This is a genomic window from Cellulomonas sp. P2_F12 (genome assembly GCF_056403775.1).
Window position 1 is genome coordinate 763,714 of record NZ_JBFUEV010000001.1, and the last position, 24,989, is coordinate 788,702.

25 protein-coding genes, 2 tRNA genes and 1 riboswitch are annotated in these 24,989 nt (G+C 72.9%); of the genes, 14 read left to right on the forward strand and 13 right to left on the reverse strand.

The genetic code is table 11. The features are described from left to right. Positions 1–50 precede the first annotated feature (50 nt). Entirely contained in the window at positions 51–473 is a 423-nt protein-coding gene (locus AC1DWH_RS03550) for a DUF3052 domain-containing protein (protein ID WP_456843968.1), read from the reverse strand. Between the two features lie 170 nt (positions 474–643). Here AC1DWH_RS03550 and AC1DWH_RS03555 point away from each other — a divergent pair, with 170 nt between their 5' ends. Both AC1DWH_RS03555 and aceE read left to right on the forward strand, forming a co-directional pair. Next, positions 644–1,111, forward strand: a complete 468-nt coding sequence (locus AC1DWH_RS03555) for an LbetaH domain-containing protein (protein WP_477092496.1) — start codon at positions 644–646, stop codon at positions 1,109–1,111. Between the two features lie 194 nt (positions 1,112–1,305). Continuing rightward, positions 1,306–4,050 (forward strand): pyruvate dehydrogenase (acetyl-transferring), homodimeric type, encoded by a 2,745-nt coding sequence (gene aceE / locus AC1DWH_RS03560; protein WP_477092497.1) that lies wholly within the window; start codon positions 1,306–1,308, stop codon positions 4,048–4,050. 66 nt (positions 4,051–4,116) lie between these two features. On the opposite strand, the gene AC1DWH_RS03565 is transcribed toward aceE, so the two are convergent. Then, complete coding sequence (locus AC1DWH_RS03565) at positions 4,117–4,806, reverse strand: hypothetical protein (RefSeq protein WP_456846908.1); 690 nt, start codon at positions 4,804–4,806, stop codon at positions 4,117–4,119. Positions 4,807–4,930: 124 nt separating this feature from the next. Here AC1DWH_RS03565 and AC1DWH_RS03570 point away from each other — a divergent pair, with 124 nt between their 5' ends. The 5 genes from AC1DWH_RS03570 (at position 4,931) to fabF (ending at position 9,932) form a co-directional block, all read left to right on the forward strand. Then, positions 4,931–6,217: a PucR family transcriptional regulator gene (locus AC1DWH_RS03570; protein WP_477092498.1), complete on the forward strand. Its 1,287-nt coding sequence runs from the start codon at positions 4,931–4,933 to the stop codon at positions 6,215–6,217. 89 nt (positions 6,218–6,306) lie between these two features. Further along, the gene (locus tag AC1DWH_RS03575) at positions 6,307–7,284 is read left to right on the forward strand and encodes an ACP S-malonyltransferase (protein WP_477092499.1); all 978 of its coding nucleotides are present in this window, start codon (positions 6,307–6,309) and stop codon (positions 7,282–7,284) included. Further along, a complete protein-coding gene (locus AC1DWH_RS03580; protein ID WP_477092500.1) occupies positions 7,281–8,285 on the forward strand; it encodes a beta-ketoacyl-ACP synthase III in 1,005 nt (334 codons plus the stop codon). The genes AC1DWH_RS03575 and AC1DWH_RS03580 overlap by 4 nt, the downstream gene beginning before the upstream one ends. 74 nt (positions 8,286–8,359) lie before the next feature. Beyond that, complete coding sequence (locus AC1DWH_RS03585; protein WP_055913595.1) at positions 8,360–8,608, forward strand: acyl carrier protein; 249 nt, start codon at positions 8,360–8,362, stop codon at positions 8,606–8,608. A gap of 76 nt (positions 8,609–8,684) precedes the next feature. Next, positions 8,685–9,932: a beta-ketoacyl-ACP synthase II gene (gene fabF, locus AC1DWH_RS03590; RefSeq protein WP_477092501.1), complete on the forward strand. Its 1,248-nt coding sequence runs from the start codon at positions 8,685–8,687 to the stop codon at positions 9,930–9,932. Positions 9,933–9,988: 56 nt separating this feature from the next. Here fabF and AC1DWH_RS03595 read toward each other — a convergent pair whose 3' ends face one another. Together AC1DWH_RS03595 and def are read right to left on the reverse strand one after the other, a co-directional pair. Beyond that, positions 9,989–10,489, reverse strand: a complete 501-nt coding sequence (locus AC1DWH_RS03595) for a DUF3145 domain-containing protein (protein WP_456846913.1) — start codon at positions 10,487–10,489, stop codon at positions 9,989–9,991. A gap of 125 nt (positions 10,490–10,614) precedes the next feature. Beyond that, complete coding sequence (gene def / locus AC1DWH_RS03600) at positions 10,615–11,103, reverse strand: peptide deformylase (RefSeq protein WP_370504120.1); 489 nt, start codon at positions 11,101–11,103, stop codon at positions 10,615–10,617. 162 nt (positions 11,104–11,265) lie between these two features. On the opposite strand from def, the gene AC1DWH_RS03605 reads away from it, so the two are divergent. The 4 genes from AC1DWH_RS03605 (at position 11,266) to AC1DWH_RS03620 (ending at position 15,867) form a co-directional block, all read left to right on the forward strand. Next, complete coding sequence (locus tag AC1DWH_RS03605; protein WP_477092502.1) at positions 11,266–11,997, forward strand: ATP-binding cassette domain-containing protein; 732 nt, start codon at positions 11,266–11,268, stop codon at positions 11,995–11,997. 9 nt (positions 11,998–12,006) lie between these two features. Next, positions 12,007–14,007: a YhgE/Pip family protein gene (locus tag AC1DWH_RS03610; protein WP_477092503.1), complete on the forward strand. Its 2,001-nt coding sequence runs from the start codon at positions 12,007–12,009 to the stop codon at positions 14,005–14,007. Positions 14,008–14,020: 13 nt separating this feature from the next. Continuing rightward, on the forward strand, positions 14,021–14,563 hold the full coding sequence (locus AC1DWH_RS03615) for a TetR/AcrR family transcriptional regulator (RefSeq protein WP_477092504.1): 543 nt from the start codon (positions 14,021–14,023) through the stop codon (positions 14,561–14,563). Positions 14,564–14,628: 65 nt separating this feature from the next. Further along, positions 14,629–15,867: an arginine deiminase gene (locus AC1DWH_RS03620; protein WP_477092505.1), complete on the forward strand. Its 1,239-nt coding sequence runs from the start codon at positions 14,629–14,631 to the stop codon at positions 15,865–15,867. A gap of 91 nt (positions 15,868–15,958) precedes the next feature. Here AC1DWH_RS03620 and AC1DWH_RS03625 read toward each other — a convergent pair whose 3' ends face one another. Both AC1DWH_RS03625 and AC1DWH_RS03630 read right to left on the reverse strand, forming a co-directional pair. Next, the gene (locus tag AC1DWH_RS03625) at positions 15,959–16,177 is read right to left on the reverse strand and encodes a BldC family transcriptional regulator (RefSeq protein WP_456846142.1); all 219 of its coding nucleotides are present in this window, start codon (positions 16,175–16,177) and stop codon (positions 15,959–15,961) included. 16 nt (positions 16,178–16,193) lie between these two features. Further along, a riboswitch (cyclic di-GMP riboswitch) is annotated at positions 16,194–16,268 on the reverse strand. 75 nt (positions 16,269–16,343) lie between these two features. After that, positions 16,344–17,150: a DUF1206 domain-containing protein gene (locus AC1DWH_RS03630; protein WP_477092506.1), complete on the reverse strand. Its 807-nt coding sequence runs from the start codon at positions 17,148–17,150 to the stop codon at positions 16,344–16,346. Positions 17,151–17,312: 162 nt separating this feature from the next. Between AC1DWH_RS03630 and AC1DWH_RS03635 the strand changes: the two genes are divergently transcribed. Next, entirely contained in the window at positions 17,313–18,446 is a 1,134-nt protein-coding gene (locus tag AC1DWH_RS03635) for an acyltransferase family protein (RefSeq protein ID WP_477092507.1), read from the forward strand. A 4-nt stretch (positions 18,447–18,450) separates the two neighbouring features. Here the strand turns inward: AC1DWH_RS03635 and AC1DWH_RS03640 are convergent. From AC1DWH_RS03640 to AC1DWH_RS03650, 3 genes are all read right to left on the reverse strand, one after another. Beyond that, a tRNA-Ile gene (locus AC1DWH_RS03640) sits at positions 18,451–18,524 on the reverse strand. Between the two features lie 25 nt (positions 18,525–18,549). Continuing rightward, positions 18,550–19,992: a multicopper oxidase family protein gene (locus tag AC1DWH_RS03645; RefSeq protein ID WP_477092508.1), complete on the reverse strand. Its 1,443-nt coding sequence runs from the start codon at positions 19,990–19,992 to the stop codon at positions 18,550–18,552. Between the two features lie 51 nt (positions 19,993–20,043). Next, the gene (locus tag AC1DWH_RS03650) at positions 20,044–20,484 is read right to left on the reverse strand and encodes a hypothetical protein (RefSeq protein ID WP_477092509.1); all 441 of its coding nucleotides are present in this window, start codon (positions 20,482–20,484) and stop codon (positions 20,044–20,046) included. A gap of 158 nt (positions 20,485–20,642) precedes the next feature. Between AC1DWH_RS03650 and AC1DWH_RS03655 the strand changes: the two genes are divergently transcribed. Further along, positions 20,643–21,155, forward strand: a complete 513-nt coding sequence (locus tag AC1DWH_RS03655) for a hypothetical protein (RefSeq protein WP_477092510.1) — start codon at positions 20,643–20,645, stop codon at positions 21,153–21,155. 47 nt (positions 21,156–21,202) lie between these two features. Further along, positions 21,203–21,278 (forward strand) — tRNA-Asn (locus AC1DWH_RS03660). A gap of 16 nt (positions 21,279–21,294) precedes the next feature. Here the strand turns inward: AC1DWH_RS03660 and AC1DWH_RS03665 are convergent. The 4 genes from AC1DWH_RS03665 to AC1DWH_RS03680 form a co-directional block, all read right to left on the reverse strand. Then, the gene (locus tag AC1DWH_RS03665) at positions 21,295–22,095 is read right to left on the reverse strand and encodes a methyltransferase family protein (RefSeq protein WP_477092511.1); all 801 of its coding nucleotides are present in this window, start codon (positions 22,093–22,095) and stop codon (positions 21,295–21,297) included. Positions 22,096–22,143: 48 nt separating this feature from the next. Then, positions 22,144–23,232, reverse strand: a complete 1,089-nt coding sequence (locus AC1DWH_RS03670; protein ID WP_477092512.1) for an alpha/beta fold hydrolase — start codon at positions 23,230–23,232, stop codon at positions 22,144–22,146. Further along, the gene (locus tag AC1DWH_RS03675; RefSeq protein WP_477092513.1) at positions 23,229–23,678 is read right to left on the reverse strand and encodes a hotdog fold thioesterase; all 450 of its coding nucleotides are present in this window, start codon (positions 23,676–23,678) and stop codon (positions 23,229–23,231) included. The genes AC1DWH_RS03670 and AC1DWH_RS03675 overlap by 4 nt, the downstream gene beginning before the upstream one ends. A gap of 119 nt (positions 23,679–23,797) precedes the next feature. Then, positions 23,798–24,955, reverse strand: a complete 1,158-nt coding sequence (locus AC1DWH_RS03680; RefSeq protein ID WP_477092514.1) for a ScyD/ScyE family protein — start codon at positions 24,953–24,955, stop codon at positions 23,798–23,800. Positions 24,956–24,989 lie beyond the last annotated feature (34 nt).

A 24,989-nucleotide genomic window follows, 5' to 3' on the forward strand; every position in this document is an offset into this window, starting at 1 on the left:
GGGTCCCGGCCGATTCGGCCGGGACCCCCTCTGTCGTCGTCTGCGTGCGGTCAGCGGCCGCGGCCCCGTGCACCGAGCCGGGTGGCGGACCAGTCGGGCGCGATCGAGAACGTGCTCATCGCGTGCAGCCCCGAGGTGGTCGCGGCCTCCTCGATGTCGCTGTGCGAGACGTGCCCGGACCGTCCGGCCTTCGGCGTGAGGACCCAGATGGGGCCGCCGTCGTCGAGCACCGTCATCGCGTCCACGAGCGCGTCGGTGAGGTCCCCGTCGCCGTCGCGGAACCAGATCACGGCGCCGTCGGTGACGTCGTCGAACTCCTCGTCGACCAGCTCGGTGCCGGTCACTGTCTCGAGGCCGGCGCGCAGCTCGTCGTCGACGTCGTCGTCGTAGCCGAACTCCTGGATCACCTGACCCGAGGAGAAGCCCAGGCGGGCGGCCGCCTGCGACGCGCCTTCGTCCGCGGTGGATGACACGTCCGGACCGCTCCCTTCCGTCTGTGCGGCCCCCGTCGGGGACCACCTGCTCATTGCCGCACACGCTAGCCCACCGCACAGGGACGGGCGCACGCAAGACCTGCAGAGATGATGGTGTCGGGACCCCCCCGGCCGCTATGTTCGAGCTCCGCCGACACCCTGGAGGCCCGATGCGCCCCGAAACCCTGTGGTGGATGTCGTGCCGCCTTCACCGGAGCCGCCTCACGCCGCTCGCGCGGGTGCTCAAGGCCGTCAACTTCCTCCTCTTCCACGCGGTCCTGCCGTACGAGTGCGACGTCCCCCGGGACGTGACCCTCTGGCACCACGGGCTGGGCACGGTGGTCCACCCGAACACCCGGATCGGTCGCCGGGTCAAGATCGGCCACAACGTGACCATCACGGCCGGGTCGCAGGCGGCCGGCTCGGACCTCGCGGTCGTCCTCGGCGACGACGTCGTCATCGGGACGGGGGCGCTCGTCAAGCCGCGCCGGGGTCACCGGCTCCTCGTCGGCGACGGCGCCCAGGTCGGCGCGCACGCCGTCGTCGTGGACGACGTGCCGGCGGGGGCCCTGATGCTGCCGCCCGTGGCGCAGCGGCGCGAGAGGACGGCACCGGAGGCCTTCGCGGAGGCGGAATGACCGCACTGTCATGGACGTCACGTGGAGGTTCTCGGTACTCGGTGTGACTTTCAGGCCCTCGGGGTCCGAGAATGGGTGGACTACCCGCACCCCGTCGCAGAGCGCCTACCCAGGCGTGTCCGGCGGGGCACGGAACAGATGCGCCGCCGATGCCGACCGGGCTCGTGCGCGCGGACGAGACGCAAGGAGCGCAGGTGGCTTCGATCGACGAGACGGGACCGCTCATCGGCGGCCTGCTCAGCCAGGTGCCGGACATCGATCCGGACGAGACCGGCGAGTGGGTGGAGTCCCTCGACGGACTCATCGACGAGAAGGGCGGCCCGCGCGCGCGTTACGTGCTGCTGAGCATGCTGCGGCACGCGCGCCAGCGGAACGTGGCCATCCCGGCCTCGCTCAACACGCCGTACGTCAACACCATCGCGGTGGACGACGAGCCGTACTTCCCCGGTGACGAGGCCCTCGAGCGGCGCTACCGCTCGTGGATCCGCTGGAACGCCGCCGTCATGGTCACGCGCGCGCAGCGCCCCGGCGTCGGCGTCGGCGGGCACATCTCGTCGTACGCGTCGGTCGCGACGCTCACCGAGGTGGGTCTCAACCACTTCTTCCGCGGCAAGGACCACCCCGGCGGCGGCGACCAGGTCTACTTCCAGGGTCACGCCTCCCCCGGCGTCTACGCCCGCGCCTTCCTCGAGGGCCGCCTGAGCGCCCACCAGCTGGACGGGTTCCGCCAGGAGCTGTCGCACCCGGGCGGCGGCTTGCCGTCGTACCCGCACCCGCGCCTGGCGCCGGACCTGTGGGAGTTCCCGACGGTCTCGATGGGCCTCGGCCCGTCGTCGGCCATCTACCAGGCCTGGACCAACCGGTACCTGCACCTGCGCGGCATCAAGGACACCAGCCAGCAGGACGTCTGGGCGTTCCTGGGCGACGGCGAGATGGACGAGCCCGAGTCCCGCGGCATGCTCCAGCTGGCCGGCCAGCAGGGCCTGGACAACCTCACGTTCGTCGTCAACTGCAACCTGCAGCGGCTCGACGGCCCCGTGCGCGGCAACGGCAAGATCATCCAGGAGCTCGAGGCGCAGTTCCGCGGCGCCGGCTGGAACGTCATCAAGGTCGTCTGGGGCCGCGAGTGGGACGCCCTGCTCCAGGCCGACAAGGACCGCGCGCTCGTCAACCTGATGAACACGACGCCCGACGGCGACTTCCAGACGTACCGGGCCGAGAACGGCGCGTTCATCCGCGAGAACTTCTTCGGCCGCGACCCGCGGACCAAGGCGCTCGTGGAGCGGATGACGGACGACGAGATCTGGGCGCTCAAGCGCGGCGGGCACGACTACCGCAAGATCTTCGCCGCCTACAAGGCCGCCCGCGAGCACACGGGCCAGCCGACCGTCATCCTGGCGCACACCATCAAGGGCTACGGGCTGGGCTCAGGCTTCGCCGGGCGCAACGCGACGCACCAGATGAAGAAGCTCAAGGGCGACGACCTCAAGACGCTGCGCGACTCGCTGCGGATCCCGATCACGGACGAGCAGATCGACGAGAACCCGTACCTCCCGCCGTACTTCCACCCGGGCGCGGAGGACGAGGGCATCCAGTACATGCTCGAGCGTCGCCGCCAGCTGGGCGGGTTCGTGCCGGAGCGCCGGACGACGCACAAGCCGCTGACGCTGCCGGACGCCAAGGTCTACGAGGGCATGGCGAAGGGCTCGGGGCACCAGGAGGTCGCCACCACGCAGGCACTCGTGCGCCTGTTCAAGGACCTCGTGCGGGACAAGGAGTTCGGCCACCGCCTGGTTCCGATCATCCCCGACGAGGCCCGCACGTTCGGTCTCGACTCGATCTTCCCGAGCGCCAAGATCTTCAACACGAACGGCCAGAACTACATGGCCGTGGACCGCGAGCTCATGCTCTCCTACAAGGAGTCCGAGTCCGGCCAGATCATGCACACGGGCATCAACGAGGCGGGGTCGGCATCGGCCTTCCAGGCCGTCGGGACGTCCTACGCGACGCACGGCGAGCCGCTGATCCCGTTCTACTTCTACTACTCGATGTTCGGGTTCCAGCGGACCGGCGACCAGTTCTGGGCCGCCGGCGACCAGATGGCCCGCGGCTTCCTCATCGGCGCCACGGCCGGCCGGACCACGCTGACCGGCGAGGGCCTGCAGCACGCCGACGGCCACAGCCCGCTGCTGGCGGGCACCATGAGTCACGTCGTGCACTACGACCCGGCCTACGGGTACGAGATCCGGCACATCGTCAAGGACGGCATCGAGCGGATGTACGGCGAGGGCCACGACCGTGACCGCGACGTCATCTACTACCTCACCGTCTACAACGAGCCCATGCACCAGCCGGCGGAGCCCGAGGGCGTCGACGTCGAGGGCATCCTGCGCGGGATCCACCTGGTGGCGCCGGCCGGCGGTGACGGGCCGCGCGCCCAGATCCTGGCGTCGGGCGTGGCGGTGCCGTGGGCGCTCGAGGCCAAGAAGCTGCTGGCCGAGGACTGGGGCGTCCAGGCCGCGGTGTGGTCGGTGACCAGCTGGAACGAGCTGCGTCGCGACGGCCTCGCCGCCGACCAGCAGGCCTACCTGCACCCCGGCGAGGAGGAGCGCGTCTCCTACCTCACGCAGAAGCTGCAGGGGGCCGAGGGTCCGTTCGTCGCGACGACGGACTTCGACCACCTCGTCGCCGACCAGGTGCGGGCGTGGATCCCCGGCACGTACGCCACGCTGGGCGCCGACGGCTTCGGCTTCTCGGACACGCGTGCGGCGGCCCGGCGCCACTTCAAGATCGACGGGCCGTCGACGGCCGTGCGCGTCCTGCAGCAGCTCGCGCGCACGGGTGCGGTGAGCAAGGAGGCGCCCGCCCAGGCGATCGAGCGCTACCGCCTGTACGACGTCACGGCCGGCACGTCCGGCAACACGGGCGGCGACAGCTGATCCGAGTCGTCACGGCATGACGAAGGCCCGGGCTCCTGGAGCCCGGGCCTTCGTCGTGCCCGGCTGTCAGGTGCCGGGGATGGTCTGCTCGGCGTGCGCGACGTCGCGGGCGAGCTCGCTCTTGAGGTCCGCGACGGCCTTCTGGTCCGGGTAGAGGTCGAGGGCGGCGATGTGCTGCTTGGCCTCCAGCGGCCGGCCTGCCTCGATGGACGCGAGGACCAGCTGGCGGGCGACCTCGGGGTCGTGCTCGCGCGGACGCCAGTGGCCGACGCCGAGCCCGAGGGCGTCGACGGGGAGCCCGGCGGCCCGCAGCAGGGCCAGCGCCTCGACCAGTGCCCGACCGGACGGGTCGCGCTCCGCGCCCGTGGTCAGGCGGCGCACGGTCCCCTCGTGGTCGTCGTGCACGGAGAGCCGTGCGACCTCGATGAGCGGGTACCAGGCGCGCGGGTTGCCCGCGAGCTCCTCGCCGAGCGCCCACACGGCGAGGTCCGCGGCGCGCTGCCGCTCGGTCTCGTCCGGGGGGGCCGCCAGCGGGTCGCCGTCGGCCGCGGTGGACTCCGCCGCACGACGCCGCACGATCTCGGCGAGGGCGATGAACGCCCGCTCGTTGTTCGGGTCGTCGCTCAGCATGGAGCGCAACGCGTCCTCGTGGAGCGTGTCGCCACGGCGCGCAGCCTTGGTCGGCCGACGCGCGCCGACACGCGAGGCCGAGCTCGGCCGTCGCATGAGCTGTCGCAGTCGGGGCAGGAGTGCCATGACGCGACCCTATCCGGTAGCGACCGAGCACACCCGGCTGGGGACATTCCTCACACACCGTACGAGGGCGCGTCCGACCCTCGTTTGTCGACTTCCCACAAGGCCGGACCCTATGCTCGGCAGCATGTCCAGCACCGCACACGGGACAGGCACCGCCGCCGCCCCACCCGACGAGCCGGCTGCACCGCGTGCCCGGCGGTCCACCTCGTCCCGCAGCCGGGTGCCCGTGCTGGAGGCTCGCGGCGGTCCGGAGACCCAGCGCCGCGTGCGGGACTCCGCCGGCCTGCTGTCCGCGGCCGCGATGCGCCGGCTCGACGACGACCTGGACTGGTACCGGGCCCTGCCCGCCGAGGACCGGTCGTGGGTGGGCCTCGTCGCCCAGGCGGGCATCACCGCGTTCGTCACCTGGTTCGCCGAGCCGACGCGCCCGCCGCACGGCGTCGGCGACATCTTCGCCGCCGCGCCGCCGGAGCTGACCCGGTCGATCTCGCTGCAGCACACGCTCCAGCTGGTGCGGGTCGTCGTCGACGTCGTCGAGACGCACAGCGACCGGCTGGCCGCGCCGGGCGACGAGCGCGAGGTCCGCGAGGCCGTGCTGCGCTACTCGCGCGAGGTCGCGTTCTCGGCCGCGGAGGTCTACGCGCGGGCCGCCGAGGTGCGCGGCGCCTGGGACGCCCGCCTGGAGGCCCTCGTCGTCGACGCGCTGGTGCGGGGCGACGTGGACGACGCCCTGCGCTCGCGCATCGCCGCGCTCGGCTGGAGCGGACGGGGATCGACGCTGGTCATGGTCGGCACGACGACGTCCGCGCTCGACGACGTCCGCGCCGCCGAGCTGCGCCGGGCCACCCGCCGCGCCGCCGACGACGCCCTGGTGGGCATCCAGGGCGACCGCCTGGTGGTGTTCCTCGGTGGCGAGGGCGACCTGCGCGTCGCGGCGAGCACGCTGCTGCCGCGGTTCGGTCCGGGTCCCGTGGTCATCGGGCCGGTGGTCGGGGACCTGACGGACTCGGCACGCTCCGCACGGGCGGCGCTCTCGGGGCTCGTCGCGGCTCCGGCCTGGGAGCAGGCACCCCGTCCGGTGCAGGCCGACGAGCTCCTGCCGGAGCGCGTGCTGATCGGCGACGTCACCGCGCGGCGCACGCTCGTCGCGCAGGCGTACGCGCCCCTGGCGGCCAGCCAGGGCTCGCTGCTCGAGACGCTGTCGGCCTACCTGGGCACGGGCCGGTCCCTCGAGGCCGCCGCCCGCACGCTGTACGTGCACCCCAACACGGTGCGCTACCGCCTGCGCCGCGTGTCCGACGTGACCGGCTGGGACCCGCTCGACGCCCGCGAGTCCTACGTCCTGCAGACGGCGCTCGCACTCGGTCGCCTCGACGCCGCCGAGGCCGCGCCCACCGTGAGCGCGCGCTGACGTCGTTGTAGGAGTCGTACAAGGGCGTCCGAGAAGGTTGGTGCACGCCGTGAGGCGGGCGGACGCGCCCGGCCAGGCAGAGTGGTCGGGTGCTCGCAGTCGTCTGCCCCGGTCAGGGCGCCCAGTCCCCCGGCATGCTCGCCCCGTGGCTCGAGCTGCCGTCCGTCGCCGAGTCGATCGCGCGGGCCTCCCGCACGACCGGCCTCGACCTCGTCGCCCACGGCACCACGTCCGACGCCGACACCATCCGTGACACGGCCGTCGCCCAGCCGCTCCTCGTGGCCGCCGCGCTGGCGAGCCTGCGGGCCGTGCTGGACCTCGACGCCGACGACGCCCTCGCGGTCGCCGCGCAGAAGGTGGTCGGAGTCACCGCCGGTCACTCGGTCGGCGAGCTCGCCGCGGCCGCGATCGCCGGTGTGCTGACCGACGACGAGGCCCTGCGCCTGGTCGCCGTCCGCGGTGCGGCCATGGCCCGCGCCGCCGCCGCGACCCCCACCGGCATGTGCGCGGTCCTGGGTGGCGACGCCGACGAGGTGCTCGCCGCGCTGGCCTCGCACGGCCTGGTCCCCGCGAACGTCAACGGCGGCGGGCAGGTGGTCGCCGCCGGCACCCTCGACGCGCTGGCAGCCTTCGCTGCCGCTCCCCCGGCCCGCGCCCGCGTGGTCGCCCTCCAGGTGGCCGGTGCGTTCCACACCGAGCACATGGCGCCGGCGGTCTCCGAGCTGCGGGCGGCCGCCGACGACGTCAGCCCCGGCGAGCCGCAGGTGCGGCTGCTCACCAACTCCGACGGCACCGTGACCGCCTCCGGCGCGCGGGCCCTCGAGCTGATCGTCGCGCAGGTGGCCAACCCGGTCCGCTGGGACCTGTGCCAGGCCACCCTGCTCGAGCTGGGCGTCACCGGGCTCCTGGAGGTCGCCCCGGCAGGGGTGCTCACCGGCCTGGCCCGGCGTACGCTTCCCGGGGTCGAGACGGTCGCCGTCAAGACCCCCGCCGACCTCGACGCCGCACGTGATCTCGTCCGTCGGCACGCCGGAACCCCCGCAGATCACCAGGAGAACCCGTCGTGACCCGTCCTACCCTCACGCAGGCCACCGGACCGGCGCACACCCGCATCCTCGGCCTCGGTGGCGTCCGCGGCGAGCGGATCGTGCCCAACGACGAGCTGGTCGAGGCCATCGACTCCTCCGACGAGTGGATCCGGCAGCGCACCGGCATCGTCACCCGGCGACGCGCCGAGGCGGGCACCGACGTGCTCGACCTGGCCGAGGGCGCCGCGCGGCAGGCGATCGCGAACGCGGGGCTGACCGGCGCGGACATCGACGTCGTCATCCTCTCGACGGTCACCTACTTCCACCAGACGCCCGCCGGCGCCGCGATCATCGCGGACCGCATCGGTGCGACCCCGGCGGCCGCGTTCGACATCTCGGCCGCCTGCGCCGGCTACTGCTACGGCATCGGCCAGGCGGACGCGCTGGTGCGCGCCGGCACGGCCCGCCACGTGCTGGTCATCGGCGCGGAGAAGATGAGCGACTTCATCGACCCCACCGACCGGTCCATCTCGTTCCTGCTGGGCGACGGCGCCGGCGCGGTCGTCATCGGCCCGTCGGACACCCCGGGCATCGGCCCGACCATCTGGGGGTCCGACGGCAGCCAGTCGCAGGCCATCCGGCAGACGCACTCGTGGCTGGCCACGCGCGACGAGGGCCTCGGCTGGCCGACGCTGCGCCAGGAGGGCCCCAGCGTCTACAAGTGGGCGGTCTGGCAGATGGCGCCGGTCGCGCAGAAGGCCATGGACGCCGCGGGCGTGACCGCGGACGAGATCGAGGCCTTCATCCCGCACCAGGCGAACATGCGGATCATCGACCAGATGATCAAGACGCTGAAGCTCCCGGACACCGTCGTGGTCGGCCGCGACATCGCCGACACCGGCAACACGTCCGCCGCCTCGATCCCGCTGGCCGCCGAGCGGCTGCTCCGCGAGGGCCAGGTGCCCAGCGGCGCGCTCGCCCTGCAGATCGGCTTCGGGGCCGGTCTGGTCTACGCGGCACAGGTCGTCGTCCTGCCCTGAACCCTGAGGTACGACCCCACGGTTGTACCGTTCGTCCGACCCCACACCGCACGAACCAACACGAGGAGATACCGATGGCGTACAGCGAGCAGGAGATCCTGGCCGGACTGGCCGAGATCGTCAGCGAGGAGACCGGGCTGCCCACCGACTCCGTCCTGCCCGAGAAGTCCTTCACCGACGACCTCGACATCGACTCGCTGTCGATGATGACGATCGTCACGCTCGCCGAGGAGAAGTTCGACGTCCGCATCCCCGACGACGAGGTCAAGAACCTCGCCACCGTCGGCGACGCCGTCACCTTCATCACGGGCGCGCAGGCCTGAGCCTGTCCCGCCGGGTCGGTCCCGGGCCTCGCCGCCCGGGACCGGCCATCCTCTCGACAGCCGACCTGGAGCACCGATGAGCCACGTACCTGACGTCGTCGTCACCGGACTGGGAGCCACGACGCCCCTCGGCGGTGACGTCCCCAGCACCTGGGCCGCCGCACTGAACGGCGAGTCGGGCGCGCGCCGGTTCGAGAACGACTGGGTCGAGCGCTTCGGCCTCCCCGTCGAGTTCGCCGCGACCATCAAGGTCGACCCGAGCGAGGTCCTGACCCGCCCCGAGCAGAAGAAGATGGACGTGTCCGCGCAGTACGCGGTCATCGCCGCCCGCGAGGCCTGGGCCGACGCGGGCTCGCCCGAGGTCGACGGCGACCGGCTCGGCTCGGTCGTCTCGTCCGGCATCGGCGGCATCCGCACGATCCTCGACGCGTGGGAGGCCCTGCTCTCGCACGGCAGCGCGCGTCGGGTGCTGCCCATGACGGTGCCGATGCTCATGCCCAACTCGCCGACGGCCTACGTGTCGCTCGAGTTCGGCGCCCGTGCCGGTGCGCACGCGGTCGTGTCCGCCTGCGCCTCGGGCGCCGAGGCCATCGGCTACGCGGCCGAGATGATCCGCACCGGTCGCGCGGACGTCGTCATCGCCGGCGGCACCGAGGCGTCGATCCACCCGATGAACGTGGCCGCGTTCGCCGCGTCCCGCACGCTCTCGCTGCGCAACGACGACCCCGAGCGGGCCTCGCGCCCGTACGACCTCGACCGCGACGGCTTCGTGATGGGCGACGGCGCCGGGGTGGTCGTGCTGGAGAGCGCCGAGCACGCCGCGGCCCGCGGCGCCCGCGTCTACGCCCGCATCGCCGGCGTCGGCCTCTCCGCCGACGGGTACCACATCACCTCTCCCGAGCCGTCCGGCGAAGGCCAGATCCGCGCCATGCGCTCCGCGCTCGACGCGTCCGGGATCGCCCGCATCGACGTCGTGCACGTCAACGCGCACGCGACCTCGACCGTGGTGGGCGACCTCATCGAGGCCCGCTCGATCCGCGGCCTGCTGGGCGACGAGGCCGACCACGTGGCCCTCTCGGCCACCAAGTCGATGACCGGCCACCTGCTGGGTGGCGCGGGCGCGCTGGAGACGATCTTCACGATCCTCGCCCTGCGCGACCGCCTCGCCCCGCCGACCATCAACGTCGACAACCCCGACCCCGAGCTGGTGCTCGACCTGGTCCGTGACAAGCCCCGCGCGCTGCGCGACGGCGACATCGCGGCGATCAACAACTCGTTCGGGTTCGGCGGTCACAACGTGGCGCTGGTCGTCGCCTCCGTCTGACGCGACACGACGGCCCGCCCCCACAGTTCCGGGGGCGGGCCGTCGGCGTCCTGTCGTCAGCCCACGCGGTGCAGCCACCGGACGGGCGCTCCAGCGCCGGCGTACCGGAACGGCTCGAGTTCGTCGTCCCACGCCTGCCCCAGCGCCAGGTCGAGCTCGGTGCGCAGACGCGCGGCGTCCCCGGCGTGCTCCAGGGCGGCACGGATGCGGTCCTCGGGCACGACGATGTTGCCGTGCACGTCGGTGGCGGCGTGGAAGATCCCGAGCTCGGGCGTGTGGCTCCAGCGGGACCCGTCGACCCCGTGGCTCGCCTCCTCGGTGATCTCGTACCGCAGGTGGGCCCAGCCCCGCAGGGCCGACGCGAGCCGCGCACCGGTGCCCTGGGGCCCCTGCCACGAGTGCTCGGCGCGGTAGAAGCCCGGACCGGCCGGCTGCGCCGTCCAGTCGAACGAGGCGCGCGTGCCCAGCACGTTGCCCGCCGCCCACTCCACGTGGGGGCACAGCGCACGCGGTGCAGAGTGCACGAAAAGTACACCGCGGGTGATTGCACCTGCCATGTCGTCCTCCTGATCGGGCTCGAGGTTCGCCTTCCCCAACGACCTCAGTCACGAATCAGCAGTACGCACGGTCTCGCGGCGTGCTGGGGACAGCATGCCCGACGGCGCCCCGGGGCGCCAGCCGCTCAGAGCGTGTCGCGGATCGCGCGCATCGCCTTCTTGCGCACGGACCGCTCCAGGCGGTCGAGGTAGAGCATCCCGTCGAGGTGGTCGACCTCGTGCTGGAGGCACCGCGCCATGAGCTCGACGCCCTCGACGACGACCTCCTTGCCGTCGAGGTCCGTCCCGACCACCCGGGCGTACCAGGACCGGTGCGTCGGGTACCAGAGCCCGGGCACCGACAGGCAGCCCTCGTCGCCGTCCTGGTACTCGTCCTCCGACAGCTCGACGATCACGGGGTTGAGCACGTAGCCCACCTCGTCGTCGATGTTCCACGAGAACGCCCGCAGGCTGACACCGATCTGGTTCGCGGCCAGGCCGGCACGCCCGTCGGTGTCCACGGTCTCGAGCAGGTCCTCGACGAGTCCGCGCACGCGGTCGTCGATCGTCGTGATCGGGTCGCAGGGTGTGCGCAGGACGGGGTCTCCGACAGTCCGGATCTCTCGCATCGCCATGCGCCGATCCTCGCACGGCGGACCGGTCGGCGAGGCGGACACGGCCCCGACCGGCGCCGTCCGGGTCCCCAGTGTGAGGAGAGCGACACCGCGAGCCCGAGACCCCGGTCGCCGAGCGGCGTAGTCTTTGTACTGACCAGTCAGTCTAGATTGGAGCTCGCGATGCTCGCAGGACCCGAGACCCTCGCCCCCGAGGTGGACGTCGCCGTGCAGCCGCGGCCCGCCGTCGTCGCCCGCGGGCTGCAGCTGCACGCCGACCGCGGTGCCGTCTACGGCCCCGTCGACCTCGAGCTGGAGGCCGGCGCGCTCACCCTGATCCAGGGGCCGCAGGGCGCCGGTCGCTCGAGCCTGCTGCTCACGCTCGCCGGCCGGATGGTGCCCGACGCGTCGACCGAGCTCATCGTCCTCGGGCACCGGCTTCCGGCGCAGCGCGCGCTGGTGCAGCGCGAGGCGGCTCTCGCCGGGTTCGCCGGCATCGACGACCTCGACGACTCGGTCACGGTGGGCGACCACGTCCGGGAGCGGCTCGCGTGGCTGTCGCCCTGGTACCGCCGGGCCCGGCGGGCCGACCAGGTGCTCGTCGACACGGTCCTCGGGCCGGTCTTCGGCGGACGCCCCGTCCCGGACGCGGGGACCGTCGTCTGGCACCTCGACGAGGTCGACGCCCTGCTGCTGCGGATCGCGCTCGCGATGGCCCAGCGCCCCGGACTGCTCGTCGTCGACGACGTGGACCAGGTGCACGACCGCGCCCGACGCCGCCTCGTCTGGGACCGCCTCGAGGCGCTCGCCGCCACGGGCGTCACCGTCGTCGCCTCGTGCGCGGCCGCCGACGAGGCCGCGGGCACCGCCTGGACCGTCGTGCCCGTCGCCGCCCCCCTCCCCCTCACGGACTGAAGGATCGTCATGCTCTCGCTCACCTCCGGCACCGAGCTCCGCCGGTTCCGCCGCGGTCGGCTCCCCCGGCTCGCGGTCGCCGCGATGCTGCTGGTCCCCCTGCTGTACGGCGCGCTCTACCTCTGGGCGTTCTGGAACCCGTCCGGGCACCTGGACGCCATGCCGGTCGCCCTGGTGAACGCCGACGCGGGCGCGGACCGGGACGGCTCGCGCGTGACCGCCGGGCAGGACCTCACCGACGAGCTCACCGACGGCGGCGCGCTCGACTGGGTGGTCACGGACGCTGCCGACGCCGCGGCGGGCGTGCGCGACGGCGACTACTACTTCGCGGTCACCATCCCGACCGACTTCTCCGCCGACCTGGTCTCCGCGGGCGGCGACGACCCGACCGCGGCGCAGATCGACGTCACCTACAACGACGCCAACTCCTTCATCGGCACGACCCTCGGGCGCTCGGCCATGGACCACGTGCGCGACGCGGTCGCCGCGACCGCCGGCGAGGAGGCCGTGGACCAGGTGCTGGTCGGGCTGGGCTCGGCGCGCGACGGCATGCTGCAGGCTGCCGACGGGGCAATCTCCCTGCGGGACGCGTCGACACAGCTGAGCGACGGCGCGCAGCAGGTGGCCGACGGTGCCGCCTCCGCCCACGACGGTGCCGCGCGGCTCGCCGACGGTGCCGCGGCGCTCGACGACGGCACCGGGCAGGTGGCCTCCGGCGCAGCGACACTGGCGTCCGGCGCCTCGCAGCTGTCGACCGGCGCGCGGACCGCGGCCGACTCGAGCTCCACGCTCGCGGCCGGCACGCAGTCGGTCGCCGACGGTGTCCACACCGCCACCGAGCAGGTCGACGCCCTCACCGGTCAGCTGCCCGCACTGACGACCGGGCTCGACCAGGTCACGGGCTACCTCACGGCCCGCGCCTCTGCCGGGGACCCCGACGCGGCCGCGCTGCTCGCCGGGCTGGCGGGCACCACGCTGCCGTCCGCCGACGAGGTCGCGACGATGACCGGCCGGCTGCACGCGCTCGACGCCGGCGCGTCGCAGACAGCCGCCGGAGCCCGGAAGCTCAGCACCGGGCTCGGCACGCTCGCCGACTCCTCCGACACCCTGTCCTCCGGCGCGTCCTCGCTGGCCACGGGCGCACAGCAGGCTGCCGACGGCGCCGCTGCGCTCTCCACCGGCGCGTCCACCCTGGCGACCGGTGCCGCGACGCTCGCGGACGGCGCCGCGCAGGTGGCCGACGGGTCCGGCGCGCTGGGCGGCGGCGCTCAGCAGCTGGCCGACGGGCTGACCGACGGCGCCTCCCAGATCCCCGACGACACCGACGCGCAGCGCACCGCCCGCGCCGACGCGCTGGCCACCCCTGTCGCGATCGACGACGAAGACGTGGCCCCGGCGGCGAGCCTCGGCGAAGGGTTCGCTCCCCTGTTCATCCCGCTCGCCCTGTTCGTCGGCGGGCTGATCACCTGGCTGCTGCTGCGGCCGCTGCCCACCCGCGCGCTGGCCACGCCCGCGTCCGGCCTGCGGGTCGCGCTCGCCGGCTACCTGCCGTCGCTGGTGATCGGCGCCGGCCAGGTCCTGCTGCTGCTCGGCGTGGTCGGTCTCGGGCTCGGCCTGGGCATCGGGCACCCGGTGGGCACGGTCGCGTTCCTGCTGCTGGTCGCCGCGACGTTCCTCGCGGTGCAGCAGATGCTCATCGCCGTGCTCGGGTCGGCCGCCGGCAAGGTGGCGACGATCGCGCTGCTCATGCTGCAGATCACCTCGGCCAGCGGTACGTACCCGGTGGAGACCACGCCCGCGTTCTTCCAGGCGATCCACCCGTTCCTGCCCATGACCTACGCGGTCGAGGGGCTGCGCGACCTCATCACCGGCACGCCGGACGCCCGCCTCGGGATCGCGGTGGCGTACCTGGTGGGGCTGACGCTGGCCTCGCTCGCCGTGACGTCGTGGAAGGCCGGACGGCTGCGGACGTGGACCGTGGCGCGCCTGCACCCCGCGCTGAGCATCTGAGAGGCTGACGCCCATGCGCACGTCGGCCACCAGGGAGCACATCGTCGAGGCGGCGCTCGCGCTCGTCGCGGACCGCGGCTTCACGGCCACGTCCGTCGACGACATCGCCTCCGCGGCGGGCGTCGCCAAGGGCAGCGTGTTCTACAACTTCGGCTCCAAGTCCGGGCTGTTCGAGGCGATCATCACCGAGGGCGTCACGCGCCTCACCGCCGCCCTGCGCGGCGCCGCGGACGGCCTGCACGGCCGCGACGCGCTCGAGGCGCTGGTCACCGAGCTGCTCGGCCAGGTCCGGGCGCACCCGGACTTCGCCAAGCTCATGGTCGCCGAGACGTTCCGCACGGGCCGCAGCTGGCAGGACTCGATCCGCCTGGTGCGCGACGAGTCGATGGGGACGTTCGCGACCGTCGTCGCCGAGACCTGGCCCGAGCGGGACGCCTCGCTGACGGCCGCGGCCCTGTTCGGCGCGACGCTGCTGGCCGGCCTCGAGTGGCTGGTCTTCCAGCCGGACCGCTCCCTCGACGAGGTCCGCGCCGCGGTGCTGGGCACGCTGCACTGAGCCCCACCGCGGACCCGGGGCTAGGGTCGAGCGAGGTCGCCCCGACGTCAGCTGGAGGATCCGCGATGCCGACCGACCCACCCGCGAACGGCGTCCACTCCGAGGTCGGCCGCCTGCGCAAGGTCCTCGTCTGCGAGCCCGGCCTCGCGCACCGGCGCCTGACGCCGACCAACGCGGCCGACCTGCTGTTCGACGACGTGCTGTGGGTGGAGAACGCGATCCGCGACCACCGGGCGTTCGTCGCGGAGCTGCAGGCCCGCGGCGTCGAGGTGCTGGAGCTCCACGAGGTCCTGGCCCGGACGATGACCGTGCCGGGCGCGCGGGACTGGCTGCTGGACCGCAAGATCGTGCCCGACGACGTCGGCCTGGAGCTGGTCGACGACGCCCGGGAGTTCCTCGAACGCCTGGAGCCCCACCGGCTCGCCGAGTTCCTCATCGGAGGTCTGGCGACGAACGACGTGACCGGCGGGTTCGACGACGGGCACTTCGCGCTCGCCGAGTACTCCCCGGACGCCCGCGAGTACGTCATGCCCCCGCTGCCCAACACCCTCTACACGCGCGACACGACGTGCTGGCTGTCGGGCGGCGTCACGCTCAACCCGCTCTACTTCCCGGCCCGGCGCGACGAGACGCTGCTGATGAAGGCCGTCTACCGGTTCCACCCCGACTTCGCCGGCTCGACCGTCCTGTGGGGCGACCCGGAGCGCCACTGGGGCCGCGCGACGATCGAGGGTGGCGACGTGATGCCCGTCGGCCACGGCACCGTCCTGGTCGGCATGAGCGAACGCACGTCCCGCCAGGGGATCACCCAGCTCGCGGCCGCGCTGTTCGCGCAGGGGGCGGCCGAGCGCGTCGTCGTCGCGGGGATGCCCCGGCTGCGCTCGGCGATGCACCTGGACACCGTGTTCACGTTCGCGGACCGGGACGTGGTGACGCTCTACCCGAAGATCGTCGACGAGATCCACGCGTTCACCCTGCGACCGGCCGACCGCGGGCAGGTGCACATCACCGACGAGGGCACCGCGCGGTTCGTCGACGTCGTCGCCCGCTCGCTCGACCTGCCGGAGCTGCGGGTCATCGAGACCGGTGGGGATGCCTACGCGTCCGAGCGGCAGCAGTGGGACAGCGGCAACAACGCGGTCGCGGTCGAACCGGGCGTCGTGTTCACGTACGACCGGAACACCACGACGAACGCCCTCCTCCGGGCCGCGGGGATCGAGGTCATCGAGATCCGCGGGGCCGAGCTGGGCCGCGGGCGGGGCGGCGGCCACTGCATGACCTGCCCGATCGTCCGTGACGCCTGACCTGACTGACCCCTGACCTGACCCCTGAGCATGAGAAAGGCCCCTGCCCGTCATCGGGAGGGGCCTTCTCGTGACTAGCTGAGGAGCGAGGTCACTCCGCCGCGCGCTGCTGGGGCACGCCGGTGAGGAGCTGACGCACCTCGGACTCGTGGAAGCGGCGGTGGCCGCCCAGGGTACGGACGGCCGAGAGCTTGCCGGCCTGGGCCCAGCGCGTGACCGTCTTCGGGTCGACGCGGAAGAGCACGGCAACCTCGCCCGGCGTGAGCAGAGCGCCCTGCGAGAGGGGTGCCTCGGTGGTGGTGACAGCCATGATCGTTCTCCTGTCGTTCGGTAGCTCGGCTGGCCCTGTGGGCCCCGTGGCTTTGCGTCCCCGCCTTGCGGCGGGTTTGCCGTTGTCGCTGACGAAGGGAACTATGCCCGAAACTGGACAACTGTGCAACAAGCGCCGCCGCACGTTTCGCGCGCAAACGGGTGATTTATATCCGGCCATACCGGGCGCGGACGAACGAGTAGATGCCGTAGGCGACAAACCCGAGGGCGACGATGACCAGCAGGGCGACCCCCGCGGGCTGGTCCCGGAGGGTGTGCAGGGCTCCGTCGAGGCCCGTCGCCTTCGACGGGTCGGCCTGCGCGGCGGCAGTGACGAAGAGCACTCCGACGATCGCGAGCGCGACCCCCTTGAGCACGTACCCCGCCACGCCGAGGCGCCGGACCGCAGGCCCGGCGACGCCGGAGGGCAGGCGGTGGAGGTCCTCGAGGAACTTCTTGGTCCACCCCTTGTAGACGTGGTAACCGCCGACGGCGACGATCGCGACCCCCACGGCGGCGACCAGGATCCGACCACCGGGCGCACCCATCAGCTTCGCCGTCAGGTCGGCGGTCTGCTGCGAGCTGGACGTCCCACCGCCGCGCGCGAAGCTGAGGGCCGCGAACGCGAGCGCGAGGTAGACCACCGCGCGGCCGATCGCCTTCGCCCGGTCCCCCGCACCGGTGGCGCCGGAGCCCGACGAGGTCGGCGAGCCACCGTGGAACGCCTTCGCCACCTGCCAGGCGCCGAGCGCGAGGAACGCCAGGACCGAGAACCACAGGACGACCCCGCCGAACGGGGTGCTCGCGATCGCGCCCAGGGCACCCGACTGGTCGGCCTGCTGCGTCCCGTTGCCGAAGGCGACCCGCAGGGCCAGCAGGCCGATGAGCACGTGCAGCACGCCGCTCACCGCGTACCCCGCCCGTGCCGCCAGCTCCCAGGACCGCTCCGCGCTCGCCGTTGCGCTCGTCGCCACCACGTCTGCTCCTTCGTCGGACCGAAGCAGAGATCGTGGCAGGAGCCAGGCGGTCGTGCGACCGGAGCGCGGCGGGCCGGATGGACTCGGGGGGCCGGCCCCGGCTACCGTCCGCCCGTCGGCGCCCTGCACGACGGATCGCCGCCACGCCTGGAGTGCCCTGTGAACGAGAAGCGACTGTCGGCCCTCGACGGCCTGCGTGGGATCGCCGCGCTCGGCGTCGCCATCTTCTGGCACTACCAGCACTTCGCACCGGCCAGCTACCCGTTCGCGGCCAAGGCGTACTGGCTCTACCACTACGGCGAGAGCCTTGTGGACCTGTTCTTCGTGCTCTCGGGGTTCATCTTCTGCCACGTCTACAAGCAGCGGATCCTCGACCGGAGCATCGCGTTCGGCACCTTCGCGACCCTCCGGCTCAGCCGCCTCTACCCGCTTCAGCTGGTCACGCTCGCCCTGGTCGCGGTCCTGCAGAGCGTGCGGCACCTGACGCAGGGATCGTTCTTCGTCTACCAGTCGAACGACGTCTACCACGTCATCCTCAACGTGCTGTTCATCCAGAACGGCTGGCTGGGGACCGACTACTCGTTCAACGCCCCGTCGTGGTCCGTCGCTGTCGAGATCATGGCGTACCTGGTCTTCTTCGCGATCCTGTTCGCCCTGCGCAACCGCACGGCGTACCTGTTCGGCTTCGCCCTCGTCGCGGTCGGTGCCCTCGCCGTGCGGACCTCGCAGATCGACGGGCCGCTGCTGAACGGCCAGACGTCGCGCGCGCTGATCGGCTTCTTCGTCGGCTGCCTGGCCTTCGAGCTCTACACCGCCGCACGGCGCGCGAACCGCACCACGACGCTCGCCTGGGGCGTCGGCGCCGCTCTGGCCGCGATCATCGGCGTCGGCGTGGTGTTCGGGCAGGAGGCGCTCGGCGACTGGCACAGCGTCTACCTGCTCGGCGTGTTCCCGCTGACGGTCCTGGCCGTCCTCACCATCAAGCCGCTCGGAGCCCTCTTCTCGATCCGCCCGCTGGTGTACCTCGGCGCGATCTCCTTCTCCGTGTACCTCCTGCACTTCCCCGTCCAGCTGGGGATCGAGCTGGCGGACCAGCTGCTGCCCATCGACCTCAACTACGCATCGCGGAAGTTCTTCGTCGCGTACGTGCTGCTCGTGATCGGCGTCGGCGCACTGAGCCACCGGTTCCTCGAGCTGCCGATGCAGCGACGCATCCGGCAGCGGTACCTGCCCGCGAAGGCGGAGACGCCGGCTCCGGCGCCGGCCGTCCCCGAGCTGGCGCCCGTGGGCTGATCGGTGGGGCAGGTGGGGCTTGAACCCACGACCCACGGATTATGAGTCCGCTGCTCTGACCGGCTGAGCTACTGCCCCGAGGCACCGCACACCCTACCGAGGCTCACTCGGGTGCGTTGTCGGCCCCGCCGCCCAGCACGTACGGGTCGGTCACGCCCGTGTACGCCAGGTGCGCCACGAGCCCCTCCTGCGCGTGCGGGAGGTTGTGGCAGTGGTCCATCCAGACGCCGGGGTTGTCGGCGACGAACGCGACCTCGTACGTCTCCCCCGACGACATCTCGAGCGAGTCCGTCCACCACGGGCTCCCCGTGGACGGCTGCCCGTCCCGCGACAGCACCAGCAGGTGGTGCCCGTGCAGGTGCATGGGGTGCGGCTGGCCGGAGGCGTTGCGCAGCGTCATGCGCACGACGTCGCCCTCGCTCACCATGAACATCGGGACGTTCGGGTAGGTGTGCCCGTTGATCGTCCACTGCAGGCCGGGCCGACCGTCGACGAACCCCGGCCGCCGGCCGATCGCGTAGGTGAAGTGCCGGTCGGCGGCGCGAGGGTCGAAGCCGACGTCGGTGGGCGTGCCGTAGGTGAGCAGGTCGAGCGCCGCACGCGGGTCGTCGCCGTCGGCGGCGTCGTCCGAGGGTCCGACGACGACCGACTGCGAGCCGAGCCGCACGCGCACCGACGAGCCGTCGGACGGCACGGTCACCTCCAGGTCGCCCCGTCCCCCGCCGCCGAGCACGACGGCCTGCCCGCTCACCGCGCCGGGCTCGTGCACCTCCCGACCGTCGACGGCGAGCAGCCGGAACTCGGCGCCGGGGACCCACGCGCGCAGGACGCCCGACCCGGTGTTGACCACCCGGACCCGGACGCGATCGCCGGCCGCGGCGTCGGCACGCAGGTCGTCGGCGGACCCGTCGATGGTGGGCGTCGACGCGTAGGTGTGCACGGCCGCGACCACGTCGGCGTCGTCGTCGCCGGTCGCGGGGTGCACCACGAGCACACCGAAGAGCCCGCCGCGCACCTGCGCGTGCGAGACCTGGTGCGAGTGGTACCAGAACGTCCCCGCGTCCTGCACGACGAACCGGTAGACGTGCGAGCCGCCGACGGGGACCGCGTCCTGCGTGACGCCGGCGACGCCGTCCTCGGCGTTCGGGACGTCGACCCCGTGCCAGTGCAGCGTGGTGCCGTCAGGGACCGACTTGTTGACCAGCGTGACCTGCACGAGGTCGCCGACGACGGCCTCGATCGTCGGTCCGGGCGAGGAGCCGTTGAGCGTGAACCCCTCGATGGACCGGCCGCCGCCGACCTGGACACGTCCCGACTCGGCGGTGAGCGTCACGTCGACGTCGGGGGTGCCCGTCGACGGGCCGGTGAGCGAGGAGACGCTCACGGTCGGCCCGTCGACGGTCCCGTGGTCATGGGGGCTCGCCGACGCCGTCGGGCCGCCACCCGCGTCGGGGTACCCCATCTCCATGACGGACGCGTTCGCCGGCACCAGGCTGGTCCACCAGAACCAGGCGAGCGGGCCGAGGACGAGGACCGAGGCGGCCACGGCCGCCACGATCCGACGTCGCCGACCCAACGCCTCCCGCTCGGTCATCGGTCAGGCGGTCGCCGGGGCCGCGTCGGTGCTCGCGGTCGCCGTCGCGCCCCTGGGCACCCGTGAGGCCGCGGTGATGCTCACCCCGAGCAGGACCAGGGCGTTCAGACCGTGCAGGGCACCGACCGCGGGCGCGCCGAACGCGACGAACGCGAGCGTGATCTGCAGCGCGACCAGCCCGAAGATGATGAGGGCGTACCGCACCGCGCCGGTGAACTTGGCGAAGAACGAGACGATGAGCAGGGCGATCGCGAGGATCGGGATCACCATCGTCCCGACCGTGCCGTGGATCGAGTGCCCGATGTTGCCCTCGTAGTTCGAGTCGATGACGGCTCCGTCGTCGAGCTCGTGGATGGTGGTGAACCAGCCGAGCGCGATGGCGCCCGCCTGGACGAAGACTCCGGCTGCCACCAGGTAGGCGAGCACCCGATACGTAGCTTTCATGGCGTGCCTCTCTCGATCCGTCGCGCCCCGCAGACGCGGTCGGGGCGACCGCGCCTGTCCTCCAGGATCCTCCGGCGGGCAATCTGATACACCTTGCCCCGTTTCGTCCCTCTGACGGGTGAATCGGGGCGGACGTGACCCCCGGGTACCGTGACCCGGTGGCCCTGTTCTCCCGTCGCCGTCTCCCGGCCGCCGCCCGCACCCGGCTCGACCTGCGCCCCGGCGACGCGATCCTCGTGAGCACCGAGCTCACGGAGGACCGCTGGGCCGTCGCGACCCGACGGGCCCTGCACCTGCTGGGTGCCGACGGGTCCGTGGTGCGGCACCCGTGGTCCGATGTCGACCATGGCTCGCTCGACCCCGCGACCCGCACGATGACCCTGCGCTGGGTGTGGGGCGACACCGAGCGCCTGACCTTCGCCGAGGTACCCGGGTCGTTCGCGTTCTCCCAGACCTTCCGCGAGCGGGTGCAGCAGTCGGTCGTCCATGCGGTGTCCGTCACACTCCCCGGCGGCCACCGGGCGCGGGTCGTCCTGCGCCGCGACGAGGTCGGCGAGCTGTTCACGCAGGTCCTCGGCGATGCGTCCATCGACCTGTCCGACCCCGCCGTCGCGGCCGTCGTCGACGCCGCCGAGGACGAGGTCCGCGACGCCGTCGGACTCCCCCGCTGAGCGTCCGGGGCACCCCCGAACGGCTGCTAGAGTTTCTTCCCGCACGATCCCTCGTAGCTCAATTGGCAGAGCATCCGACTGTTAATCGGACGGTTACTGGTTCGAGTCCAGTCGAGGGAGCCAGCAGACGGGCCCCTGATCAGCGCATGCGTTGACGGGGGCCTTTCTCGTGCCCGCCGACGGCGATCGGCGTGCGGTCCGACGGCCTCGTCCGACGTCGCAGCCCGGGCACCAGGGCCGGCACGCGGGCGGCGTAGGCGTCGTAGTCGCGACCGAACGCGCGACGCAGGTCCCGCTCCTCGAACCTGATCCCGATGCCGATGTAGGCGCTCATGGTCACGGCGAACAGAAGGTGCGACGCACCCATGTGCGGGGTCGCCCAGAAGGCCAGCAGCAGTCCGGTCATCAGCGGGTGCCGCACCACGGCGTGCAGTCCGTCGACCTTCAGCCCTCTCGTCCCGGCAGCGTCCCGCGTCGAGGCCCAGCCGGCCTGCCGGAGCCCGGTGAGCTCCAGGTGGTCGACCGCGAACGTCGCCGCGATGGCCAGGAGCCAGCCGGCGGCGCAGAGAGCCCACAGGGCGATGCTCGCAGGACCGTCGACGTGCCACACCGGGCCGCCCCAGGGCTGCCACAGCGCCAGCAGCAGCACGAGGCACACGTCGGTGGCGAGGACGTACGACGTGCGTTCCAGCGCCGCCGGGACCCGTCGGCGCAGCAGCGCCTTGACCTGGGGCCGCGCCATCATCGAGTGCTGCACGGCGAACAGGAGCAGGAGCGTCAGGTCGATCATGACCGCGACCGCAGCGGATGTAGGCGGCGGTCCGTCGACGGTCGGCGAGACGACGACGTCGGCGAGGAACGCGACGGTCCACAGAGTGACGACGACGAACCCCGCCCACGCGGCGGCGGACAGGGCCATGAACAGGGGGTTGCGGGTCATGGACCGATGCTCGGGGACCCGCCGGCTCGGCACAGCCGTGGAACTACCTCACTTGACCGGCTCGCTCGCGACGTACCAGGCAGCGACCTGCGCACGCGACCGGAACCCGAGACGCAGCCGGATGCGCTCCACGTGCGACTCGGCCGACCGCTCCGTGATCCCGAGGCGCTCGGCCAGCTCGCGGTTGGTGAGGCCGTCGGCGACGAGGGCCGCGACCTCCGTCTGGCGAGGGGTGAGCCCCGTCGGCACGGCCCGTCGCAGCCGGGGCAGACCCAGGAAGCGGCGCAGCTCCTCGACCAGCGCCTGCGCGTCGCCCGAGGCCGGGAGGTGCGACCGGCCCTCGAGCTCCACCAGCCGAGCGCCCGGGATCGCGTCGGCCAGCGCCCGGCCCTCGGCCACCGGGACGGCGCGGTCCCCCCGCCGGTGCAGCACGAGCGTCGGCGCCGAGATCCGCGGCAGCGCGGGCCGCACGTCCAGGTCGTACGCCAGGCCGAGGAGCGCGACCGCCGTCTCGGCCGAGGAGGCGGCCCGCTGGTAGCGGGCAAGCGCCCGACGGGTCCCCGCATCCGCGTCGGGAGCGAAGATGTCGGTGAGCAGGTCCGATCCGAGCCCCCAGTGGGTCGCGAGCAGACCGAGGACGTGCCGCCGGCTGTCCTCGTCCCCGAGGGCGGCACCCGCGGCCCAGCCGCCGTAGAGGACGAGCCTCGACACCGTCTCGGGCCGTTCCGACGCCCACAAGGCCGCCACCGGCGCCCCCAGCGACCAGCCGAACAGGTCGACGTCCGCCGCGCCGAGGGCCTCGAGCACGGCCCGGATCGTGGCCAGCTCCAGCGCCATCGTCCGAGCCCCCTCGTAGGGATCGGACAGGCCGCAGCCCGGGCGGTCGTAGCGCACGAGCGTCCGGCCGGACGACAGCGCCTGGTGGACCATGCGCTCGGACGGGATCGACCAGCCGAGCTCGAGGTGGCTCAACCAGCCCGGCACCTCCAGCAGCAGCGGACCGCTGCCGGTCAGCGCGAAGGCCACCTTCCCGCCACCCTCGAGGTGCGCCGTCCCCCAGCGCTGCTCCCGCACAGCCACGAGACCAGTGAACAGCACGAACGCCGCTCGTCGGCCCGCGCGGGACGACGTCGTCACCCCGCGTCGATCACCGCCATCGTGCACCGGGCGATGCACGCGAGCCTGCCGTCGTCGTCCACGATCCGGACCTCCCAGACCTGGGTGCGACGGCCCAGAGCGACCGGGCGGGCCGTGCCCGTGACCCAGCCGGAGCGGACCGGTCGCAGGTGGTTGGCGTTGATCTCCATGCCGACGCACGCGGTGCCGGGCGCGGCGACGAACGTGGCGGCGCAGCTGACCAGGGTCTCGGCCAGCAGCACCGACGCGCCACCGTGCAGGATCCCGAACGGCTGACGGGTCCGGCTGTCGACCGGCATCCGTCCGCTCAGGTGGTCGGCGCCGAGCTCGGTGAGCTCGATGCCGAGGTGGCCGATGGCCGACGCCGCGCCCATCGCGTTCGCCTCGTCCAGGTCCGGGGTGCCCTGCCAGATCGGGGCGAGGGCGGGGTCACGGGTTCGCTGCATGCACTCCATCGTGGCGATCGGACCGCACCGACGCAGCCGTGGAACTACCTCACATGGTCAGCGCCGTCAGGCAGCGCCCGGCACCCCTCCGGTACCGGGCGCCGCCCGACGGGCGCGGCTCAGCGGACCTTCGCCGCGACGATCGACCCGTCACCGAAGACGTTCGTCGAGATGTACAGGCGTCCGTTCTGCCACTCGATACCGGCCGGCTGCGTGAACGCCCCCAGCGGGGTGACCGTCCCGTTGCGGCTGACGGTCGAGACCTGGTTCGCGTACAGCTCGGCGACGAACACGGTGCCGTCCGGCGAGACGGCCACGCCGGTCGCCCCGGCCAGACCCGTGGCCAGGAGCTTGACCGCTCCGGTGCGGGGGTTGACCTTGTACACCGAGCCGAGGTTGCCCAGGCTGCCGTCCTCGGGGCCGCCGGGCAGCGACGTGACGTACAGCCACCCGTCGGGGCCGAGCTCGACATCCGTCGCCACCGGCTCGAGGTTGACGGTCGCCCCGACCACGCAGTCGGGCAGGCCGATCCCCGCGGCGGCCTCGGCGGTCGCGACGAAGGCGGCCGGCGGCAGGACGGCGACCGTGCGCACGGTGCCGTGCCGGTCGACCGACAGGACGTCGTTGCCGCCCGCGTCGGCGACGTAGGTGATGCCGGGCAGCATCAGGGAGCCGTACCCGTGCGAGTCGACGCCGCCGGGCGCGGGCGCCAGGAACGGCGGCACCATCGCCAGGCACTCGGGCGTGAGCCCCTCGAAGCCGTACGTGTTGACCGCATCGGGGTTGTTCGCCTGCTCGTAGGCCAGCAGGTCGGCGACCTGGGTGACGGTCCCGTTCGGGGAGCGGCGCATCAGCAGCGAGGACGAGACCGACTCGAAGTCACCGACGCGGGTGGCGAACGTCGTGGACCCGAGCAGGGACGACACCGCGGCGAGGTCCGTGCCGAGGGGCTCCTCGACCAGGGTCGTCGGTGCCTGCCCGGGCTTGACGGAGGACAGGAGGCTCGGGACGTCCGGGGAGGGTGACACCTGGCCGACGACGAGGCTGCCCCACGGGTTGACGTCGAACGTCAGCGGGCCGGTCAGGTGCTCGGCGACGGTCGTCGTCGACCTCAGGACCGGTGGCTTGTTGTGGCCGTGACCGGGATGCCAGGACGACGACAGGTCGTCCACACCATGACGACCCCAGTCGTCCTGCCCGTGCGCGGAGGCGGGGATCGACCCGGCGACCAGCAACCCTGCTGTCGCCGCGGCTGCCCCGAGAGTACGCAGACGCATCTCCAGGAACCTTTCGCTCAGTCGGTGGGTGTCC

Bases quoted from the DNA above. Each gene is read 5' to 3' on its own strand.
- AC1DWH_RS03555 (WP_477092496.1), top strand. From the start codon at position 644: ATGCGCCCCGAAACCCTGTGGTGGATGTCGTGCCGCCTTCACCGGAGC.
- AC1DWH_RS03565 (WP_456846908.1), bottom strand. From the start codon at position 4,806: ATGGCACTCCTGCCCCGACTGCGACAGCTCATGCGACGGCCGAGCTCG.
- AC1DWH_RS03570 (WP_477092498.1), top strand. From the start codon at position 4,931: ATGTCCAGCACCGCACACGGGACAGGCACCGCCGCCGCCCCACCCGAC.
- AC1DWH_RS03585 (WP_055913595.1), top strand. From the start codon at position 8,360: ATGGCGTACAGCGAGCAGGAGATCCTGGCCGGACTGGCCGAGATCGTC.
- fabF (WP_477092501.1), top strand. From the start codon at position 8,685: ATGAGCCACGTACCTGACGTCGTCGTCACCGGACTGGGAGCCACGACG.
- AC1DWH_RS03595 (WP_456846913.1), bottom strand. From the start codon at position 10,489: ATGGCAGGTGCAATCACCCGCGGTGTACTTTTCGTGCACTCTGCACCG.
- def (WP_370504120.1), bottom strand. From the start codon at position 11,103: ATGGCGATGCGAGAGATCCGGACTGTCGGAGACCCCGTCCTGCGCACA.
- AC1DWH_RS03605 (WP_477092502.1), top strand. From the start codon at position 11,266: ATGCTCGCAGGACCCGAGACCCTCGCCCCCGAGGTGGACGTCGCCGTG.
- AC1DWH_RS03610 (WP_477092503.1), top strand. From the start codon at position 12,007: ATGCTCTCGCTCACCTCCGGCACCGAGCTCCGCCGGTTCCGCCGCGGT.
- AC1DWH_RS03615 (WP_477092504.1), top strand. From the start codon at position 14,021: ATGCGCACGTCGGCCACCAGGGAGCACATCGTCGAGGCGGCGCTCGCG.
- AC1DWH_RS03620 (WP_477092505.1), top strand. From the start codon at position 14,629: ATGCCGACCGACCCACCCGCGAACGGCGTCCACTCCGAGGTCGGCCGC.
- AC1DWH_RS03625 (WP_456846142.1), bottom strand. From the start codon at position 16,177: ATGGCTGTCACCACCACCGAGGCACCCCTCTCGCAGGGCGCTCTGCTC.
- AC1DWH_RS03650 (WP_477092509.1), bottom strand. From the start codon at position 20,484: ATGAAAGCTACGTATCGGGTGCTCGCCTACCTGGTGGCAGCCGGAGTC.
- AC1DWH_RS03665 (WP_477092511.1), bottom strand. From the start codon at position 22,095: ATGACCCGCAACCCCCTGTTCATGGCCCTGTCCGCCGCCGCGTGGGCG.
- AC1DWH_RS03675 (WP_477092513.1), bottom strand. From the start codon at position 23,678: ATGCAGCGAACCCGTGACCCCGCCCTCGCCCCGATCTGGCAGGGCACC.
- AC1DWH_RS03680 (WP_477092514.1), bottom strand. From the start codon at position 24,955: ATGCGTCTGCGTACTCTCGGGGCAGCCGCGGCGACAGCAGGGTTGCTG.